At 65.6% G+C, this 19,542-nt stretch carries 16 protein-coding genes; 8 read left to right on the top strand and 8 right to left on the bottom strand.

The window, feature by feature from the left end; genetic code table 11:
* Positions 1–326 precede the first annotated feature (326 nt).
* From gyrB to dnaA, 3 genes are all read right to left on the bottom strand, one after another.
* Positions 327–2,780 carry a DNA topoisomerase (ATP-hydrolyzing) subunit B gene (gyrB, locus tag ACO1P8_RS07110; protein WP_486295200.1) on the bottom strand — a complete coding sequence of 818 codons (2,454 nt, stop codon included), beginning with the start codon at positions 2,778–2,780 and terminating at the stop codon, positions 327–329.
* An 89-nt stretch (positions 2,781–2,869) separates the two neighbouring features.
* Complete coding sequence (gene dnaN / locus ACO1P8_RS07105; RefSeq protein ID WP_486295199.1) at positions 2,870–3,979, bottom strand: DNA polymerase III subunit beta; 1,110 nt, start codon at positions 3,977–3,979, stop codon at positions 2,870–2,872.
* 2 nt (positions 3,980–3,981) lie between these two features.
* Positions 3,982–5,445, bottom strand: coding sequence for a chromosomal replication initiator protein DnaA (dnaA, locus tag ACO1P8_RS07100; protein ID WP_486295198.1), 1,464 nt, complete (start codon positions 5,443–5,445; stop codon positions 3,982–3,984).
* A gap of 414 nt (positions 5,446–5,859) precedes the next feature.
* On the opposite strand from dnaA, the gene rpmH reads away from it, so the two are divergent.
* The 8 genes from rpmH (at position 5,860) to ACO1P8_RS07060 (ending at position 14,193) form a co-directional block, all read left to right on the top strand.
* Positions 5,860–5,994, top strand: coding sequence for a 50S ribosomal protein L34 (gene rpmH / locus ACO1P8_RS07095; RefSeq protein WP_057654304.1), 135 nt, complete (start codon positions 5,860–5,862; stop codon positions 5,992–5,994).
* Positions 5,995–6,056: 62 nt separating this feature from the next.
* Positions 6,057–6,434 (top strand): ribonuclease P protein component, encoded by a 378-nt coding sequence (locus ACO1P8_RS07090; RefSeq protein ID WP_486295202.1) that lies wholly within the window; start codon positions 6,057–6,059, stop codon positions 6,432–6,434.
* Between the two features lie 21 nt (positions 6,435–6,455).
* A complete protein-coding gene (yidD, locus tag ACO1P8_RS07085; protein WP_486295201.1) occupies positions 6,456–6,728 on the top strand; it encodes a membrane protein insertion efficiency factor YidD in 273 nt (90 codons plus the stop codon).
* A gap of 48 nt (positions 6,729–6,776) precedes the next feature.
* Positions 6,777–8,477, top strand: coding sequence for a membrane protein insertase YidC (gene yidC, locus ACO1P8_RS07080; protein WP_486295197.1), 1,701 nt, complete (start codon positions 6,777–6,779; stop codon positions 8,475–8,477).
* Positions 8,478–8,500: 23 nt separating this feature from the next.
* Entirely contained in the window at positions 8,501–9,394 is an 894-nt protein-coding gene (locus tag ACO1P8_RS07075) for a LysR family transcriptional regulator (protein WP_486295196.1), read from the top strand.
* 102 nt (positions 9,395–9,496) lie between these two features.
* A complete protein-coding gene (locus tag ACO1P8_RS07070; protein WP_486295195.1) occupies positions 9,497–10,852 on the top strand; it encodes an MmgE/PrpD family protein in 1,356 nt (451 codons plus the stop codon).
* 84 nt (positions 10,853–10,936) lie between these two features.
* Positions 10,937–13,036: an acetate--CoA ligase family protein gene (locus ACO1P8_RS07065; RefSeq protein ID WP_486295194.1), complete on the top strand. Its 2,100-nt coding sequence runs from the start codon at positions 10,937–10,939 to the stop codon at positions 13,034–13,036.
* Positions 13,037–13,038: 2 nt separating this feature from the next.
* Positions 13,039–14,193 carry an acyl-CoA dehydrogenase family protein gene (locus tag ACO1P8_RS07060; RefSeq protein WP_094844455.1) on the top strand — a complete coding sequence of 385 codons (1,155 nt, stop codon included), beginning with the start codon at positions 13,039–13,041 and terminating at the stop codon, positions 14,191–14,193.
* On the opposite strand, the gene ACO1P8_RS07055 is transcribed toward ACO1P8_RS07060, so the two are convergent.
* The 5 genes from ACO1P8_RS07055 to ACO1P8_RS07035 form a co-directional block, all read right to left on the bottom strand.
* Positions 14,194–15,039 carry an SDR family oxidoreductase gene (locus tag ACO1P8_RS07055; protein ID WP_486295193.1) on the bottom strand — a complete coding sequence of 282 codons (846 nt, stop codon included), beginning with the start codon at positions 15,037–15,039 and terminating at the stop codon, positions 14,194–14,196. It lies immediately after the preceding gene.
* Positions 15,040–15,417: 378 nt separating this feature from the next.
* Positions 15,418–16,614 (bottom strand): M20 aminoacylase family protein, encoded by a 1,197-nt coding sequence (locus ACO1P8_RS07050; protein WP_486295192.1) that lies wholly within the window; start codon positions 16,612–16,614, stop codon positions 15,418–15,420.
* Positions 16,611–17,471 (bottom strand): N-formylglutamate amidohydrolase, encoded by an 861-nt coding sequence (locus ACO1P8_RS07045; protein ID WP_486295191.1) that lies wholly within the window; start codon positions 17,469–17,471, stop codon positions 16,611–16,613. The genes ACO1P8_RS07050 and ACO1P8_RS07045 overlap by 4 nt, the downstream gene beginning before the upstream one ends.
* Before the next feature lie 5 nt (positions 17,472–17,476).
* Entirely contained in the window at positions 17,477–18,538 is a 1,062-nt protein-coding gene (locus tag ACO1P8_RS07040; protein WP_486295190.1) for an ABC transporter ATP-binding protein, read from the bottom strand.
* A complete protein-coding gene (locus ACO1P8_RS07035) occupies positions 18,535–19,539 on the bottom strand; it encodes an ABC transporter ATP-binding protein (protein WP_486295189.1) in 1,005 nt (334 codons plus the stop codon). The genes ACO1P8_RS07040 and ACO1P8_RS07035 overlap by 4 nt, the downstream gene beginning before the upstream one ends.
* Between the last annotated feature and the right edge of the window lie 3 nt (positions 19,540–19,542).

The following is a 19,542-nucleotide window of genomic DNA, read 5'->3' as shown; positions in this document are numbered from 1 at the left end:
CTGTTCCCGATGAAATGCATTCTGCGCTTCCAGAACCTAGGGATAAACCCTCATGACCGAAATTCATCTTTCCAGATTCCGCACTAATCCACCACTATTCCATTGCGCCGACTATTGAATTCATAAACAGAGGCTATTGCCGCTCCAAGCGCACACACCGCTACAAGCGCCCGCAGTACGGCGCCTCACTCCCGATAGCGGCTACGCCGCCAGCGCGAATCGAACGCTATCCATCTGCTACCGAAAAAAAAATGGGCTGCAGACGCAGCCCATTGCCTTATCCGGACTCTCTCCGGAAAACCCGAACTCTCAGCGTTATCCCCGCATCAAATGTCGATATTGCTCGCCGACAATGCATGCGTTTCGATGAACGCGCGACGCGGTTCCACTTCATCGCCCATCAGCGTGGTGAAGACCTCGTCGGCCGCGATGGCGTCCTCGATCTGCACGCGCAGCAGGCGGCGCACCTTCGGATCCATGGTGGTTTCCCACAGCTGTTCCGGGTTCATTTCGCCCAGGCCCTTGTAGCGCTGCTTGGACACGCTGCGTTCGGCTTCCGCACGCAGCCAGCGCATAGCCTCGCGGAAGTCGGCAACAGGTGCTTCCTTGCGCTTTTCGCCCTCGCCGCGCGCGATGACCGCGCCCGCGCCGATCAGGCCCAGGAAGGTCTTGGCCGCCGTCGACAGCACGCCGTAGTCGGCGCCTTCGATGAAGGTCGCGTCGATCAGGCTGATGCGGGCATTGCCGTGGCGCATGCGCTGCACCACCAGGCGCTGCTTCTCGGTGCCGGGATCCACTTCGGCGTAGACCTTGACGGCGTGCGGGGCCAACGGATCGAACAGGGCCTTTTCAAGCCGCTCGGCCGAGGCCGCGGCGGCTTCCGCCGTGTCGATGTCGATCTCGATGCCTTCGGCCATGGCCGACAGCGCGGCTTCGTCGATCATGCGCGACGCCCGCGCGATGACGGCATCGGCCAGCGTGTACTGGCGTGCCAGCGCGGCCAGCGCTTCGCCGGAAATGGGCTCCGCGCCTTCGGCCGGAATCAGCTCGGCATCCTTCAATGCCAGTTGCAGCATGAAGATCGCTTCTTCCTGGTCGTCCTTCAGATAGCGCTCGTCGCGGCCGACCTTGACCTTGTACAGCGGCGGCTGTGCGATGTAGACGTAGCCGCGCGCCACCAGCTCCGGCATCTGGCGATACAGCAGCGTCAGCAACAGCGTGCGGATGTGCGCGCCGTCCACGTCCGCGTCGGTCATGATGATCAGACGGTGATAGCGCAGCTTGTCGACGTTGAAGTCGGGGCCGATGCTGGTGCCCAGCGCCGTTATCAGCGTGGCGATCTGCTCGCTGGCGATCAGGCGGTCGAAGCGCGCCTTCTCGACGTTCAGCACCTTGCCGCGCAGCGGCAGCACAGCCTGGAACTTGCGGTCGCGGCCCTGCTTGGCCGAACCGCCGGCCGAATCGCCCTCGACGATGTACAGCTCGCACAGGGCGGGGTCTTTCTCCTGGCAATCCGCCAGCTTGCCGGGCAGGCCGGCGCCTTCCAGCACGCTCTTGCGGCGCGTCATTTCGCGCGCCTTGCGCGCGGCTTCGCGGGCGCGGGCGGCCTCGACGATCTTGGCGCACAGCGCCTTGGCATCGATGGGATGCTCCAGCAGCCAGGTTTCCAGTGTGCGCCCGACGGCGTCTTCCACGGCCGGCCGCACTTCGCTGGACACCAGCTTGTCCTTGGTCTGGCTGCTGAACTTGGGCTCCGGCACCTTCACCGACAGCACGCAGGTCAGTCCCTCGCGCATGTCGTCGCCGGAGGTCTCGACCTTGGCCTTCTTGGCCAGTTCGTTATCCGCGATGTACTTGTTCAGCACGCGGGTCATCGCCGCGCGCAGGCCCGTCATGTGCGTCCCGCCGTCCCGCTGCGGAATATTGTTGGTGAAACACAGCACGTTCTCGGAATAGCTGTCGTTCCACTGCATGGCCACATCCACCGTGACCGGCACGCCGCCGGCGCTGGATTCCGCGCTGACCGAAAACACATTGGGATGCAGGACCGTCTTGCTGCGATTGATGTACTCGACAAAGCCCTTTACGCCGCCGGAGAAGGCGAAGTTTTCTTCCTTGCCCTGGCGCTGGTCGACCAGGCGGATCTTCACGCCATTGTTCAGGAACGACAGCTCGCGCAGGCGCTTGGACAGGATGTCGTAGTGGTATTCGATGTGGTTGAAGATCAGCGGATCGGCCAGGAAGCGCACCTCGGTACCGCGCTTTTCGGTCTTGCCCGTGACGGCCAGCGGGTTCACGCGCTGACCCTGGCGGAACTCCATTTCGTGCACTTCGCCGTTGCGGCGGATGGTCAGGCGCAGCCATTCGGACAGGGCGTTCACGCAGGACACGCCCACGCCGTGCAGGCCGCCCGATACCTTGTACGAATTCTGGTCGAACTTGCCGCCCGCGTGCAGCTCGGTCATGACGATTTCCGCCGCGCTGCGGCCGAACTCGTCGTCCTTGTGGATGTCGGTCGGGATGCCGCGGCCGTTGTCCGTTACCGATATGGAATTATCGGTATGGATGGTCACGACGATATCGTCGCAATACCCCGCCAGCGCCTCGTCGATCGCGTTGTCGACGACCTCGAACACCATGTGGTGCAGCCCCGTGCCATCGGATGTGTCGCCGATGTACATGCCGGGGCGCTTGCGCACGGCCTCCAGCCCCTTGAGCATCTTGATCGAATCGGCGCCATAGCCGGAGTTCTCGGGAGTGGTATTCGGAGTGTCGGACATAAATCTCTGTGATTGCGCGAATAAAGCGGCCGGCTTGCGGCCTGGCCGGGGCGGATCGCGCCGCGGCCAGGAGTGACGGTCAAGCGAGGTCAGATGCGCATCGGCATCACGACGTACTTGAAGTTGTCGTCATCGGGAAGGGTGATCAGGGCGGAGGCATTCTGGTCCGGCATGACGGACCATTTGATTTCTTCCACCTTGACGTTGCTCAGGACATCCAGCAGGTAGCTCACGTTGAAGCCCACGTCGAGGGCCTCATGGCTGTAATCGATGTCCAGCTCTTCCTGCGCCTCTTCCTGCTCGGCGTTGGAAGAAGAGATCTTCATCAGGTTCTGCGCCAGCTGCAGGCGCACACCCTTGAATTTATCCGTGGTCAGGATGGCTGCGCGCTGCAGGCTCCCCTGCAGGGCTTCGCGATTGACCACGAAATGCCGCGTGTAGCTGGTGGGGATCACGCGGGTGAAATCGGGGAACTTGCCTTCGACCAGCTTGGAGACGAGCTCGACGTCGCCGAAGCGGAAACGGATCTGGCCCGGCGCCACGTCGATGGAGACCGGCGCATCGGAGTCTTCCAGCAGGCGCTGCATCTCCAGCACGGTCTTGCGCGGGACGATGACTTCATGGCGCTCGGTAATACCTTCGGCCTCGGTGGCGCAATGCGCCAGGCGGTGGCCGTCGGTCGCCACCGCGCGCAGGCGGCCGGGTTCGAACACCATCAGCATGCCATTCAGGTAATAACGGATGTCCTGCTGCGCCATGGCGAAGTAGACCATGTTCAGCAGATGCCGCAGGTTCTTCTGCGTCAGCGTCAGCGATACATCCCAGTTCTCGGGCTGGGCCACGGTGGGGAACTCGCTGGCCGCCAGCGTCTGCAACGCGAAGCGGCTCTTGCCGGTCTGCACGGACAATTTGTTGCTCGCCAGCGCCAGCTTGACGTCACCCGTATCCGGCAGCGCGCGCAGGATGTCCAACAGCTTGCGCGCGGCAACGGTGGTCGATTCGTTGTCGGAACCCACGCCGAAATCCGCCTGCGTCGTGATCTGGACTTCCAGGTCCGTCGCGATGAACGATACCTTGTTGGCCTCTTTGCGCATCAGGATGTTCGCAAGGATGGGCAGGGTATGGCGTCTTTCGACGATGCCCGCCACAGTCGATAGCGGTTTCAGCAATGCATCGCGTGTGGTTTGTACGAGTTGCATGTTCATCCTTTTAGAGTTTGTTCCAACACGTGCAGGGTATGGTTGAGTTCGGCGAGCTTGCCGCGCGCGTCCGAGATCTTGCGCACGGCGTGAAGAACGGTGGTGTGGTCGCGGCCACCGAACAGGTCGCCGATCTCAGGCAGGCTTTTCTGGGTCAGCTCCTTGGCCAGGTACATGGCCACTTGGCGAGGCAGTGCGATATTGGCGGGGCGCCGTTTCGAGTACATGTCGGCGACCTTGATCTTGTAGAAATCGGCCACCGTCTTCTGGATGTTCTCGACCGTGATCTGGCCGTTGGACACGGATAGCAGGTCTTTCAAGGCATCCTTGCAGACGTCGACGGTAACGACGTCGCGGCCGTGGAAGCGCGCATAGGCCAGCACCTTGCGCAGCGCCCCTTCGAGTTCGCGCACGTTGCTGCGCAGGTGCTTGGCGATAAAGAAGGCGACTTCCTCGGGCATGGGCACGCCCTCGGATTCGGCCTTGCGCAACAGGATCGCCACCCGCATTTCGAGTTCGGGCGGTTCGATCGCCACGGTCAGGCCGGAATCGAAACGGGAAATCAGCCGGCTGTCGATACCGGCGAGTTCCTTGGGATAGGTGTCGCTGGTGATGATGATCTGCTTGCGCTGGGCCACCATCGCCTCGAACGCATAGAAGAATTCCTCCTGCGTGCGGTTCTTGCCGGAGAAAAACTGGATATCGTCGATCAGCAGCAGATCGAGCGAATGGTAGTAGCGCTTGAAGTCGTCGAAAGCCTTGCGCTGGTACGCCTTGACGACGTCCGACACATATTGGTCCGCATGCACGTAGCGCACGCGCACGCCGGTACCGGCCGCCACCATGGCATTGCCGATGGCGTGGATCAGGTGCGTCTTGCCCAGGCCCACGCCGCCGTACAGGAACAGCGGGTTGTACGAGACGCCAGGGTTTTCGGCGACCTGCAGCGCGGCCGCGCGCGCCAGCTGGTTGGCCTTGCCGGTGACGAAGTTTTCGAAAGTCAGGTCGGTGTTCAGCCGCGAACGCTCGTAGATGACGTTGGCGGCATCGGCGTTGACGGCTGCCGCCACCGCGGCGGACGCGGCGGCGGTGGTCGCCGGCGGCGCCGGAATCGACACCGGGCCGGCGGCGGGCGCGGCGGCTTCGGCAACCGTGCCGTTCGCCTCCACGGCAACGGCCGCCGGCATGCGCGGCGCGACCGGCATGCGCGGCGCGGCGGTGCCGGCCGGCAGCTCGAATTGGACCTGGACCGGGCGCTGCCACCATTCGGTGGCCAGCGTTTCTATCTGGCGGGCAAAATTCTTGCGCACCCAATCCAGCTTGAAGCGGTTGGGCGCGGAAATGCGCAGCACCGCTTGCGCCTCGTCGAAGGCGAGCGGCACGAGCGGACGAATCCACGCGCTGATCTGTTGGGGGGGGAGTTCCTGCTCAAGACGACTGACGCAGGTCTGCCAGAATTCTTTCATGTCGGTCTTGTCTAAACCTCGATTCTACCTTGCCTGGGCTGTGGTTATCCACAGGCCGGCCCGGTCGACCCCGGTACCCGCCCCCCTAACTGTTTGACAATAGAGAAGAAACTTGTTGAAATGGCGGGCTCGACTGGCGACGGGTGGCTTTATTCGTCCCTAGAATCTGCGGCAGTGGATCGAAGACGGGCGTCAAAACCAGGCGTCGAAGACGGCGACGACTATGCCGAAGACAGTGACCCCGGCTGTCAGTCGGATCGTGCCGCGACACTCCTGCCGTAGCGGGCGTGGCATCCAAGCCGCGCTCTCGAGATAAGCGAAGAGATAAGCGCCGTAGATAGCCATGGGCGCGCGGGCCGTATTGCCCGCGTCTGTGCCCATCCGTATTTTTGATTGTTCTTTTGTGGACCGCCCATGAAACGCACCTTCCAACCCTCCGTTACCCGCCGCAAGCGTACCCATGGCTTTCGCGTGCGCATGAAGACCCGTGGCGGCCGCGCCGTGCTGAACGCGCGCCGCGCCAAGGGCCGCAAGCGCCTGGCGGTCTGAGTCCCGCCTCGCGATGCGTTGCGCCGCCCACGCCTGACGTGACGGCCGCGCTATCGCCCGCCGTGCCGCGTTCCACGCTTCCACCGGAGGCGAGGATGCATCGCCCCTCGGAGTTCGCCGCCGCGCTGAAAGGCCGTCGGCTGGCGCGAGGGGCGTTTTTCATGATCACCTCTGCCGCCGCGCCCGCGGGGCCGCAGCCGGGACGCGCCCGCCTGGGCATGGTCATCGCCAAACGGCATGCGGCGCGAGCCGCAACGCGCAACGCGCTCAAGCGCGTCATACGCGAAGCCTTTCGCGTGCGGCGCCACGGGCTAGCACCGGCCGATTACGTCGTCCGGTTGCACGCCCGGGTGCCGGACCTGTCCCTTACCGCGCTGAAGCATGCCGCCCGAACCGAAGTAGACGCTCACTTCGGCCGGCTGGTACGCGCTCCGTCCTGAAGGTGTCGCATGAGCACGTCCATCATTCAGGCTCTGCTGATCGCCCCCATCCGGTTCTACCGGTTCTTTTTAAGCCCATGGGTGGGACGGCAGTGCCGATTCACGCCCAGTTGTTCGGCCTACGCCATCGAAGCCATTGAAACTCACGGGCCGTTGCGCGGTCTGTGGCTGGCGGCACGGCGAATCGGACGCTGCCATCCCTGGGCCCCCGGCGGGGTGGATCCCGTCCCCGACGCGCCGCGGTCCGGCGGCCCTTGCCATTGCGGTCACGGCCACCGCGCCCGGCAGGATTGACGCTAAACTGGCGGGCTTTGCCGGTCCCGCTTTCACCTTGTAGGCACCATGGATATCCGACGAACCGTCCTCTGGATGATTTTTTCTTTCTCGCTGTTGCTCCTGTGGAACAACTGGCAAGTCCATAACGGAAAACCGTCGCTGTTCGGCATGCAGCCGGCCGCCCCGACGGCCCAGCAGCCCGCCAAACCCGCCGCCACTGCGGACGCGGGACAGCCCGGAGCCAGCGCCACGATCCCCAACGTACCGGCCGCCGGCCAGCCGGCATCCGCGACCCCGGGCGGCGTGCCTCCGGCCGCGGCCAAGGCGCAGGCGGATTCGCAGAAAGTCGTCGTCACCACCGACGTGCTGCGCCTGACCTTCGACACCACGGGCGCGCAGCTCGTCAAGGCCGTGCTGCTGAAGTACCCGGACGCCAACCGCGGCGACCAGCCCACGGTGCTCCTGGACGACTCGCCCGACCTGCAATATGTCGTGCAGTCCGGCGTGGTGGGGGCCGCAGGCCAGCCCGGCTTCCCGACGCACCAGACGCCGTTCCGAATGGTGTCCTCCGAACGCAGCATGACCGGCGACACGCTGAACGTCGTGTTCGAGGCCGATTCGGGCGGCATGAAGGTCACCAAGACCTACACGCTGCATCGTGGCCGCTACGACATCGACGTTCGCCATGACATGACGAACACCAGCGCCAACCCGGAACGTCCGTCGCTGTACCTGCAGCTGCAGCGCGACGGCAACAATCCTCCCGACACGTCCAGCTTCTATCACACCTTCACCGGCATGGCGGTGTATTCGGACCAGGACAAGTTCCAGAAGGCCACGTTCGCCGATATCGAGAAGAAGAAGGCCAGCTACATCAAGCAGGCCGACAACGGCTGGATCGCGGTGGTGCAGCACTACTTCGCCACGGCGTGGATTCCGCCCCAGGGCAAGACGCGCACCAACGAGCTGCTGCAGGTGCGCGACAACCTGTACGCCGCGCGCACCATCGAGGCCGTGGGCGACATCGCGCCCGGGGCATCGGCCAGCGTCGACGCGCATCTTTGGGTCGGCCCGCAGGACCAGAAGGCCATGGCGGCCCTGGCGCCCGGCCTGGAACTGGTGGTCGACTACGGTTGGCTGACCATCATCGCCAAGCCGCTGTTCTCGCTGATGACCTGGTTGCATTCCATCCTGGGCAACTGGGGCTGGACCATCGTCGCGCTGACGGTCCTGATCAAGCTGCTGTTCTACCCGCTGGCGGCGACGAGCTATCGTTCGATGGCCCGCATGAAGCAGGTGACGCCGCGGCTGCAGGCCCTGAAGGAAAAGTACGGCGACGACAAGCAGAAGCTGAACGCCGCCATGATGGAGATGTACCGGACCGAAAAGATCAATCCGCTGGGCGGCTGCCTGCCGATGGTGGTGCAGATCCCCGTGTTCATTTCGCTGTACTGGGTGCTGCTGGCCAGCGTGGAAATGCGCGGCGCGCCCTGGCTGGGCTGGGTCCATGACCTGTCGGTCCACGATCCGTACTTCATCCTGCCGGCGATCATGATGGCCACCATGTTCCTGCAGATCAAGCTGAACCCGACGCCGCCGGATCCCGTGCAGGCCAAGGTGATGATGGTCATGCCCCTGGTGTTCGGCGGCATGATGTTCATGTTCCCGGCCGGCCTGGTGCTGTACTGGTGCGTCAACAACACGCTGTCCATCCTGCAGCAGTGGTACATCACCCGCAAGCTGCGCACCGAAGCCGCCAAGCACTGACGAAGCCCCGGGGACGGTCGACCATGAAAAAACTCGACGTCCCCGCGCTTGAAATCTTCGTCGCCGCCGTAGAGGAAAAAAGCCTCTCCAAGGCGGCCGAACGCGAAAACGTCGTCACCTCGGCCGCCAGCCGGCGCATCGCCGACCTCGAACGCCATCTCGAACGCACGCTGCTGCATCGCCATGGGCGCGGGGTGGAACCCACCCCCGCCGGCGTGCTGCTCTACCAGAGAGCCAAGGCCATCCTGCGCAGTGTCCAGCTGGCGGAAGAGGCCATCGACAGCTATTCCGCCGACGGCCAGGCCAAGATCCGGCTGGCCGCCAACCCCTCCACGCTGCTGCAATTCCTTCCCGCGCCCATGGCCCGCTTCCTGGCGGGACGCGACAAGGTCGCGGTGGACGTGCTGGAAGCCCATAGCTACGACATCCCGCGCATGGTCGCGGAGGGCGCGGTCGATATCGGTATCTACCACGCCGCGCGCCCTGCCGCCGGCGTCTCGTCCTTTCCCTTCCGGCGCGACCGTGTCGCCCTGGTCGTGCCGCTCGGCCACCCGCTGACCGCGCGCGCATCCCTGCGCCTGGAAGACGCGCTGGATTACGACCTGCTCGGCTATTTTCCACGCCACTCGCTGGACCAGTTCCTGGACTACGTCGGGACGAGCCTCTCGCGTCCGCCCAAGGTCAAATTGCAGGTGGCGAATTTCGAGACACGCTGCCGCATGGTCCGCGAGGGCCTGGGTATCGCCGTTGTGCCCGAGGGCATCGCGCGCAACTACCTGGCCGACATGGGGCTGGCGCTGATCCGCCTGGAAGACCCCTGGGCCGAGCGGCATTTCCACATTTGCGTACGCGACGCCGCGGACATGCGCCCCCTGGTGGCGGCGCTGCTGGCTGCGCTGCGCTTGCCGGATCGGTGATCGGTGGTTTGCCTTTTTTTCAAACCGCGCGGGGGCATCGCGGGCTAGAGTGAAGGCTACAAGAGCGGCGCGCAACCGCGCCGCGATATGCCGGAGACGCCCATGCTGCTCGAATCGCTATCCGCCTATGGCGCGCGCGACACCCTCGCCAGCCTTCCCGACGAAGTCCTGCACTATGCCAAGCGTGCCGTTCTGGATTGGCTGTCCGCGCTGTATCCCGGAACCCGCATTTCGCCGTGCCGGGAGCTGGTGGCCGCGCATGCGGAAGAACTGGGTGTGGGCCGGTCCAGCCTGCCGGGCAACGGCACCACCGCCTTTCCGGCCACCGCCGCCTGGATCAACGGCAGCGCCTCGCACGCCCCGGAATTCGATGACATCTTCCGGGACGGCGCCTACCACCCCGGGTGCCCGGTGATCGCCGCGGCGCTCGCCATGGCCGAACACCAGCGCGCCAGCGGGCGCGAACTGCTGAATGCGGTGGTGGTGGGGTATGAGATCTCCACGCGTATCGCCGTCGCGATGCAGCCGTCCCACTACCGCTACTTCCACACCACCGGCACGGTCGGATCCCTGGGCGCGGCGGCCGCCGCGGCCGCGCTGGCGGCCCCCGGCAAAAGCGCTGTCATGGGGCACGCCATCGCGACATCGGCCACCATGGCCGCGGCCCTGCAACAGGCTTTTCGTTCCGATGCCATGAGCAAGGCATTGCACGCCGGGCATGCGGCGGAAGTCGGCGTACGGGCCGGGCAGGCCGCCGCGTACGGTGTGACCGGCGTGACAGACATCCTGGAAGGGGAAGTCGGCTTCGGCGCGGCCCTGGCCACGGACGTCCGCTGGGACAGCGTGCTGGACGGACTGGGCGAGCGCTACAACATCACGCGGATGACGCAGAAGAACCATGGATGCTGCGGCCACACCTTCGCCGCCATCGACGCCGCGCTCGCGCTGCGCGAGAAGGGCGTGCGCCCTGAGCGCGTGCGGGCCATCGAGGTCAAGACCTATCGCGCCGCCCTGGACGTGGCCGGCTATCCCGACCCATCCAGCGCATTCGAGGCGCGCTTCAGCCTGGCGTATGTACTGGCGCACGCGATGCGCCAGGGCTCGGTGCGGCTGGCGGCGTTCGAGCCGCAAGCGCTGGCCGACGCCGATACACGCGCCCTGATGCGCAAGGTGACGATCATCGAGGATCCCCAGCTGACTGCCGGCTTCCCGTCGATGCGCGCGGCGCGCGTCGCCATCGTGACCGACGACGGCGCGCGCCACGAGCACTTCGCGCCCTATCGCAAGGGCGATCCGGAAGAGCCGCTATCGGATGCCGACCTGAACGACAAGTTCGACGAGCTGGCCGGGCCCGTGCTGGGGGCATCCCGCGCGCGCGAATTGCGCGAGGCCGTCTGGCGCCTGGATACCCGCGACGTGGGCGATCTGGCGCTGGCGTCGGATCGCCCCGCCGGCTGAACGCCCCGACGCCTGCGCGCGGTAACGCCGAAGTGTTGCCCCGGATCACCGGGGCACTGGATCACCCAAGTACTGGATCATCTCATGCCACCGAACGCTTTATCCCCCCTGGGGCAGGCGCTGCTCGCCCCACGCGCCATCGCGCTGGTCGGCGCCTCCGGCGATGCCCGCAAGAACACCGCGCGGCCACTGCGGTTCATGCGCAAGCATGCCTATGCCGGCCGCATCTATCCGATCAACGCCGGTCGTGCCGAGATCATGGGCGAGCGCGCTTATCCGACCTTGGCGGACCTGCCCGAACCGGTGGACCATGTCTTCGTCATGATCCCGGGCGACCAGGTCCTGCCCGTGCTGGAGCAATGTCCCGCCGCGGGCGCGCGCGTGGTCACGATCTATTCCGACGGTTTCGCGGAAGCCGGCCCGCAAGGCATGGCGCGGCAGCAGGCCCTGGTCGCGCGCGCCCATGAATTGGGTGTGCGGCTGCTGGGCCCCAACAGCATAGGCAGCGCCAATCTCCATACGGGCGGAATCATTTCCGTAAACGCCGCCTTCGAGGCGGATGACCTGGTGGCCGGCGACATCAGTATGGTCTCGCAAAGCGGATCCATGATGGGATCGCTGCTGTCGCGCGCCGCCGCGCGCGGCTTCGGCTTCGCCAGCTCGGTTTCGGTCGGCAACGAAAGCGACATTACCGTGGGCGAAGTCGTCGATGCGTTGGTGGACGATACGAATACGCGCGTCATCCTGTTGTTCCTGGAAACGCTGCGCCAGTCGGCGGTGCTGGCGGCGGCGCTGCGCCGCGCGCGCGAGGCCGGCAAGCCCGTCGTGGCCTACAAGCTGGGCCGCTCGGAACAAGGCGATGCCCTGTCGCAATCGCATACCGGCGCCATGGCGGGCAACGATGCCGCGGTGGACGCCTTCTTCCGCGCGCATGGCGTGCTTCGGGTGCATCACCTGGAGACGCTGTTCGAGATCGTGCCCTTGGCCGCGCGCTATCGCGACGCGCGCGTCGCTTCGGGCAACCCCGCGCCCCGCGTGGCCGTCATCACCACCACGGGTGGCGGTGCCGCCACCGTGGTCGATAACCTGGGCATGCGCGGGCTGGTCGCCGCCGCGCCACCGCCCGCATTCGTCGCTCATATGGCGGGCCGCGGATTGCGCATCCGCGAGACCCCCGTCATCGACCTGACGCTGGCGGCAACCCCCGCCCAATACAAGGACTTGCTGGAACAGCTCCTGATGGCCGACTGGTGCGACGCGGTGCTTAGCGTGATCGGTTCCTCGGCGCAGTTCCATCCCGATTTCGCGGTCAATCCGCTGGTCCAGGCCGATAAGCCGGACACCAAGCCGATGGCGGCCTTCCTGGCGCCGGAAGCGCCCGCATCGCTGGCGCTGCTGCGGCAACACGGCATCGCGGCGTTTCGTACACCGGAAGCCTGCGCCGATGCACTGGCGATACTGTTTCAGCGCCGGCCCGCGCCCGCGCCGGACGCTGCGCGCCAGCCCTTCGATTGGCCGGCCGGCATGCCCCGCGCGGGCGCCCTGACGGAATTTGAAGCCGGCCAGGTGTTCCAGGCACTGGGCGTTCCAGTCGCACCGTGTCGTCTCGTGCCACCCGATGCGCTCGCGCACGGTATCGCGTATCCCGTGGTGGCCAAGGTCTCGTCGCGCGACGTGCCTCACAAGACCGATGCGGGCGCCGTGCGGGTGGGCATCGGCGACGATGCGAAGCTGCGCGAGGCGGTCGCCGCAATGCTCGCCAACGTGCGCATGCACATGCCGGACGCCGCCATCGATGGCATCCTCGTACAAGCCATGGAAGGCCGGCTGCTGGAGCTGATCCTGGGCTATCGCCTGGACCCGCTGGTGGGACCGACGGTGGTGCTGGGCGCGGGCGGCATTGCCGCCGAACTCAACCCCGACTTCGCGATCCGGCTGGCGCCGGTCGGCGAACACGAGGCCCACGCCATGATCGAGGAGGTCCGCGCGACGCGGCTGGTCCGGGGCTTTCGCGGCCTGCCGCGCGGCGATTGCGACGCCCTGGCACGCGCCATCGCGGCGTTCTCGCGACTGGCGCGGGTACGCGACGTGACGGTATCCGAGGCAGAGATCAACCCGCTGTTCGTCCGCGCCGACGGCGTCGTGGCGGTGGACGGCCTGCTACGCATCGAAGAGGACGCATAAACATGGACTTCCACCTGACTCCCGAACAACGCGATTTCCAGGACGCCGTGCGCCGCTATGCGGAAAAGGAACTGCGCGACGGCGCGCGCGAACGCGCGCACTCCAACGACTATCCCTGGGACGTCGCGCGTTCGATGGCCGCGCAGGGCCTGCTTGGCATCACCATCAGCGAAGAGAACGGCGGCGTGGGGGGCTCCTTGATGGATGCCGTCATCGCCATCGAAACCGTGGCTTCCGTCTGCCCGCGCAGCGCGGACGTCGTACAGGCCGGCAACTTCGGTCCGATCCGCGTCCTGGCCGAATACGGCAACGCCATCCAGCGGGAAAAATACCTGCGCCCGCTGCTTGCCGGCGACATGCTGATCTCGGTCGGCATGACGGAACCGGAGGCCGGCTCGGCCGTCACCGAATTGAAAACCAGCGCTACGCGCGACGGCGAAGGCTGGCGCATCAACGGCTCGAAAATATTCACCACCCACGGGCCGCATGCGAGCGTGATCCTGGCCTACGTGCGCTTCGGCCCCGGCACGCAGGGCATCGGCTCCGTCCTCATCGACACCAAGTCGCCGGGCGTGCGCCTGGGCAAGCGTTCTTCCTTCATGTCGGGCGAGGAGTGGGCCGAGATCTTCTTCGACAACGTCTTTGTGCCGAACGATATGGTCGTGCTGGGCGAGGGCGGCTTCAAGAAGCAGATCGCCGGCTTCAACGTCGAACGCATCGGCAACACCGCGCGCTCGCTCGCGCTGGGCCGCTACGCGTACGAAGAGGCGCGCGGCTGGGCCCTGCAGCGCAAACAGTTCGGCCGCCTGCTGTGCGAGTTCCAGGGACTGCAATGGAAATTCGCGGACATGCGTATCAAGCTGGATGCCGGTCAGTTGCTGCTGTACCGTGCCGCCTCCAACGCCGACACCGGCTTCCCATCGGCGACCGAAACGGCCATCGCCAAGGCCTATTGCAACCAGGCGGGCTTCGATGTGGCCAACGAGGCACTGCAAGTGCTGGGCGGCATGGGTTACAGCCGGGAATCGCTCGTCGAATACTGCGTGCGGCGCTGCCGTGGCTGGATGATCGCGGGCGGGTCGATCGAGATCCTGAAGAACCGCATCGCCGAAGGCGTGTTCGAGCGCGCGTTCCCGCAACGACCCGCCCGCGATTGATCAGGCCAGGGCCTGGGCGATCACAGTCTCCAGGGGGGTCGTGGGACGCCCGATCAATCGCGACAGTTCGCGGCCATCGTCGAACAGGACATCGCGCGACGCGGCGGCATCCCAGCCGGCGATTGCCTGGGCGATGGGAGCTGGCACGCCGGCCGCGGCCAGGGCTTGCGCATACTCGGCTTGCGGCACATCCTTGTAGGCCACCGGTTTGCCGGTCTGGCGCGACACCTCCGCGGCGAACTGCGCGTGCGTATAAGAGGCATCCGCGGCAAGTTCGTATGTCCTGTTCTCGTGGCCGCCGCCGGTCAGCACGGCGGCCGCCGCCGCCGCGTAATCGGCGCGCGCCGCGGCGGAAAACCTGCCGTCTCCGGCACTGCCCAGAAGCAATCCGGTGGACAGCGCTCCTGGAATCGCGCCGGTATGGTTTTCGATGTACCAGCCGTTGCGCAGCAGCGTATACGCCATCCCGGATGCCTTGATGGCGTGCTCGGGTTCCAGGTGCTCCGGCGCCAGGCTCAGCGGCGACGTGTCGGCGTGCAGCAGGCTCGTATAAACGATGCGCTCGACGCCCGCATCCCGGGCCGCCTCCACCACGTTGCGGTGCTGTGTGACGCGCTGTCCGATCTCATTGGACGAGATCAGCAGTAGCGTCTGCACACCCGCCAAGGCGGCCTGCAAGGTCCCGGGCTGGGCGTAATCGGCCTGCCGCGCGGCGATGCCCATATCGCCGGCTTTTTCCGGAGAGCGCGCAAGCGCCCGCAGATCCCCCGCGGGGACGATGCGCAGCAGTTCCCGGACGACCAGGCGGCCCAGTTGGCCGGTGGCGCCGGTAATGGCGATGGTCACGTCGAATACCGGCTAACACCTCTGGGCCGCGAATGCGCGGAAAAAGTCCGCCTGCTCGCCGACTGGATCGAAATCAACCTCCCCCGCATCCAGGAAGCCGCGTCCAGCCAATAGGGAATCCGTGCCCCGACCCCTGAAAAAAGGGTGAAGCCAACCGAAGAAGCCTGAATTTCTTAGGAGACAAACCTTTCGATCCCCCACGTCCAGCGCAAAAAAACAGATGCGCCCCATCGGGGACGCCGCGGATCCGGCTTCGCCGGTCCGCCAGCGTCGCCCCCTTGAAGGGGGAAGCGCGAAGCGCTTGGGGGTGGGTTCTCCTTCCGGTCCGCCAGCGTCGCCCCCTTGAGGGGGAAGCGCGGCAGCGCTTCGGCGGTGGCCCTAACCCATAAAAGCCTGCACCATCTTCACCCAATATGTCGCGCCCACGGGCAGCAGCGCATCATTGAAGTCGTAGTTCGGATTGTGCAGCGTGCACGGGCCCATGCCGTGGTATGACTCCAGGCGATGCTCGCCTTCGCCGTTGCCCAGGAAGATATAGCAGCCGGGCACCTTCTGCAGGAAGAACGAAAAGTCCTCCGCGCCCATGAAGGGCGGCACGGCGCGATTCACGCTGTCCTTGCCGAACGTCGCTTCCGCGACCTGCGCCGCGAACTCCGTTTCCTTTTCCCAGTTCACCAGCGGCGGGTAGGCGCGCACGAAGTCCAGTTCGCCGGATCCGCCATAGACCTGCGGCAGCGTCGTGGCGATGCGGCGTATGGCGTCTTCGATCAGGTCCAGCGTTTCCGTGGTGTAGGTGCGTACGGTTCCGCGAATGACGGCTTCGGCGGGAATGACGTTGAAGGAATCGCCCGCGTGGATCTGGGTGACGGTCAGCACCGCGGTATCCAGCGGATTCTTGTTGCGCGACACCACGCTCTGCAACACGCCGACCATCTCGGAGGCGATGACGATGGTATCCACAGTCTTGTGCGGCTGCGCCGCATGGCCGCCCACGCCCTTGATGGTGATCGTGAAGCGGTTGCTCGACGCCATGGTCGGACCGGACCGGATGCCGAACTCGTTGGCGGGCATGCCCGGCATATTGTGGATGCCGAAGACCGCATCGCAGGGGAACTTGTCGAACAGCCCGTCCTGCATCATCGCCCACGCGCCGGCATTGCCGTTCTCTTCCGCCGGCTGGAAGATGAACACGACGGTGCCCTTGAAGTCGCGGTGCGTGGCGAGGTATTGCGCGGCGCCCAGCAGCATGGTCGTATGGCCGTCATGGCCGCAGCCGTGCATGCGGCCGGAGATCGTCGACTTGTGCGCGAAGCGGTTGTTCTCCGGCATGGGCAGGGCGTCCATATCGGCACGCAGGCCGATGGTCCTGCCTTTGCCGCCGGTGCCGTGCAGCACGCCGACGATGCCGGTCTTGCCGAAGCCGGTATGGACTTCGATGCCCCAGCCGCGCAGCTTCTCCGCGACCAGCGCGGACGTACGGGTTTCCTCGAAAGCCAGTTCCGGATGTGCATGGATATCCCGGCGTATCGCCGTGAGCTCGCCATGCGCGCGCTCGATTTCGTCCAGGGTTTTCATAGTTGCCTTTGAATATATAGCGCGACGTCGTGCGCCGCCTTGGTCAGTGCGGCCTGCATGGCCGGAAACTTCTCGTTCTTTTCGAACGTCCGTTCATTCATGTACTGCCCGCGATGGATTTCGATCTGCAGGCTATGGCGGCGCTGCGCGGGCCTGCCCAGCCGGGCAATCAGCGCGACCCCCTTGAAGGGATCGTTGCGCGCCACCGTATAGCCGCTCTCGCGCAGCGAGTTCTCCACGACATCGACGAATTCCGGTTCGCACGTGGTGCCGTCACGATCGCCCAGCACGAAGTCGGCCAGGCCGTGTTCGCTCTCGATCTGCAGCACCTCGTAGGAATCCGAGGGCATGGAATGCAGGTTCAGATGCCATACCGCGCCGAACTGCCTGTAGGCGGCTTCGATGTCGCGATTCAGCACCGCGTGGTAAGGCTGGTGATAGGCCTCGATGCGGTGGCGCACCTCTTCGACCGTCAGCTTGCGATCATAGATGGGGCGGCCGCCCGCCTTGCTCCAGATCAGCCCGTGGCCGATGCGGCTTTTCGCCGATGGGTTGATGGCCCCGGGCCAGGGTCCGGCCAACAGGTGCGGATCGATATCGTCGGGTTCGCGATTGGGATCGATATAGGTGCGCGGAAACTCGGCCAGGATCAGCGTTCCGCCGACATCGGGAATGCCGCGCCACAGTTCATCCACATGGGTATCCTCGCCGGTGCGCAGGACATCGGGCTCGATGGCATAGCGAAAATCCGCCGGGTAGGTTACCCCGCTGTGCGGCGAGTCGCAGATCAGCGGCAGCGGCGCCGCGCGTGGCGCGATGCGGGAGCAAGGCGCGAAGGACGAGTCGGTGGTTCGCATGGTTTTCAACCTGTCGCCGCGACGGAACTCGCATGGAAGGTGACCGGGCGCGGCGCGGCGTCGGCCAGGTCGTTCAGGTGGCAGGCGCTCAACTGGCCTGGCGCGATTTCGCGCAGCAGCGGGCGTTCCTGCCGGCAGCGGTCCATCGCGTGCGGGCAGCGTGGATGGAAAGCGCAGCCCGGGGGCGGCGCCAGCGGCGACGGTAGTTCGCCCTGGATGGGACGGAAATCGCGGCGGTGCGGGTCCAGCGTGGGCAATTCCTTGAGCAGCGCCTGCGTATACGGATGATTGGCGCGATCGAAAACCTGTTCGGTCGACGCAAGCTCGACGATGCGTCCCAGGTACATGATGGCGACGCGATCCGATATATGGCTGACCACGCCCAGGTTGTGGCTGATGAACAGATAGGTCAGGTCCAGTTCGCGGCGCAGATGCGCGAACAGGTTCAGCACTTGTGCCTGGATGGAAACGTCCAGCGCGGCTACGGCCTCGTCGCATACGATGACCCTGGGCTTGAGGCCCAGGGCACGCGCAATACCGATACGCTGGCGCTGGCCGCCGGAAAACTGGTGGGGATAGCGCTGCGAGTATGCCGGGTCCAGGCCCACCTGCCGCATCAATTCCGCCACGTATTCCTTGCGATTGCGACGGCTGACCAGCCCATGCACCATGGGTGCCTCGCCGATGATTTCCTCCACGCGCATGCGCGGATTGAGCGACGCATAGGGATCCTGGAAGATCATCTGGACGCCCAATTCGTAGGCGCGCCGCTGCTTTTCCTCCATGGATGCCACCGGCTTGCCGTCATAGGCGATGCTGCCCGCCGTCGGCGGCAGGATGCCGCTGATCATCCGGCCCAGCGTCGATTTTCCGCAGCCGGATTCGCCGACCACGCCGATGACTTCGCCGGGCATCACATCCAGGTCGACGCCGGCGACCGCGTGCACCACCGTCTTGCGCAGGCCGGCACCGAACAGGTTGGCGATGCGGCCGGCCAGGTCGACCGGTTGCACGAAGCGCATTTCGGCGCCGCGCAGGGAGAGTATCGGAGTCGTGTGGTCCTTCATCGCGCCCCCGCTTCGCCGGCATGCCAGCAACGCGCCCAATGTCCGGGACGCCATTCGACCGGTTCGGGCTCGCGCAGACAGGCATCCGTCGCGCGCGAACAGCGCGTGCGGAAAGCGCAGCCCTGCGGCAGTTTCAACAAGGAAGGCGTCATGCCGGGTATCGAGGCCAGATCGTGGCCCCGCGTTTCCGGCGTCGGAATCGACATCATCAGGCCCAGGGTATAGGGATGCAGCGGATGTCCGATGACGTCGGCCGTCGTGCCGGTTTCGACGACACGGCCCGCATACATCACCGCGATCCGATCGGCCAGGCCGGACACCACGGCCAGATCATGGGTGATCCACAGCAGCGCGGTGCCGGTTTCGCGGCACAGCTTCTGCACTTCATACAGAATCTGGCCCTGGATCGTCACATCCAGGGCCGTGGTGGGTTCGTCGGCGATGATCACGCGCGGCGCGTTCAGCAGCGCAATGGCGATCGCCACACGCTGGCGCATGCCGCCGGACAATTGGTGCGGATACGCGCGCAGCCGTTCGTCGGGCGAAGGGATGCCCACCATCGCCAGGACGTCGCGGGAACGCTTGCGGGCCGCCGCCTTGTCCATCTTGCGATGCGCCTGAATGGCCTCGATCATCTGCGTGTCCACACGCAGGACCGGATTCAGCGTCATCATCGGGTCCTGGAAGATCATCGCGATGTCGTTGCCGCGCAGCGCGCGCATTCGCGCCGCCGGCGCGCCGCGCAATTCCGCGCCATCGAAGCGGATCGAGCCGTCCACCACACGGCCCGGTTCATCGATCAGCCCGATCAGGGAAAAACCCGTGATGCTTTTGCCCGAACCCGATTCTCCCACCAGGCCCAGGATTTCACCCTGCTGCAGCCGCAGGTCCACGCCGTCCACGGCTTTCACCACGCCGGCGCGCGTAAAGAAATGCGTGCGCAATCCGGCCACTTCCAGCACCGGCGCCGTTGCGTCCCGCACGCCGGTGGAGGCGTTCATCGT

This window comes from Bordetella sp. (assembly GCF_057362025.1).
Note: the sequence above shows the minus strand (reverse complement) of the source record. Positions and strands in the feature narration are given on the sequence as shown.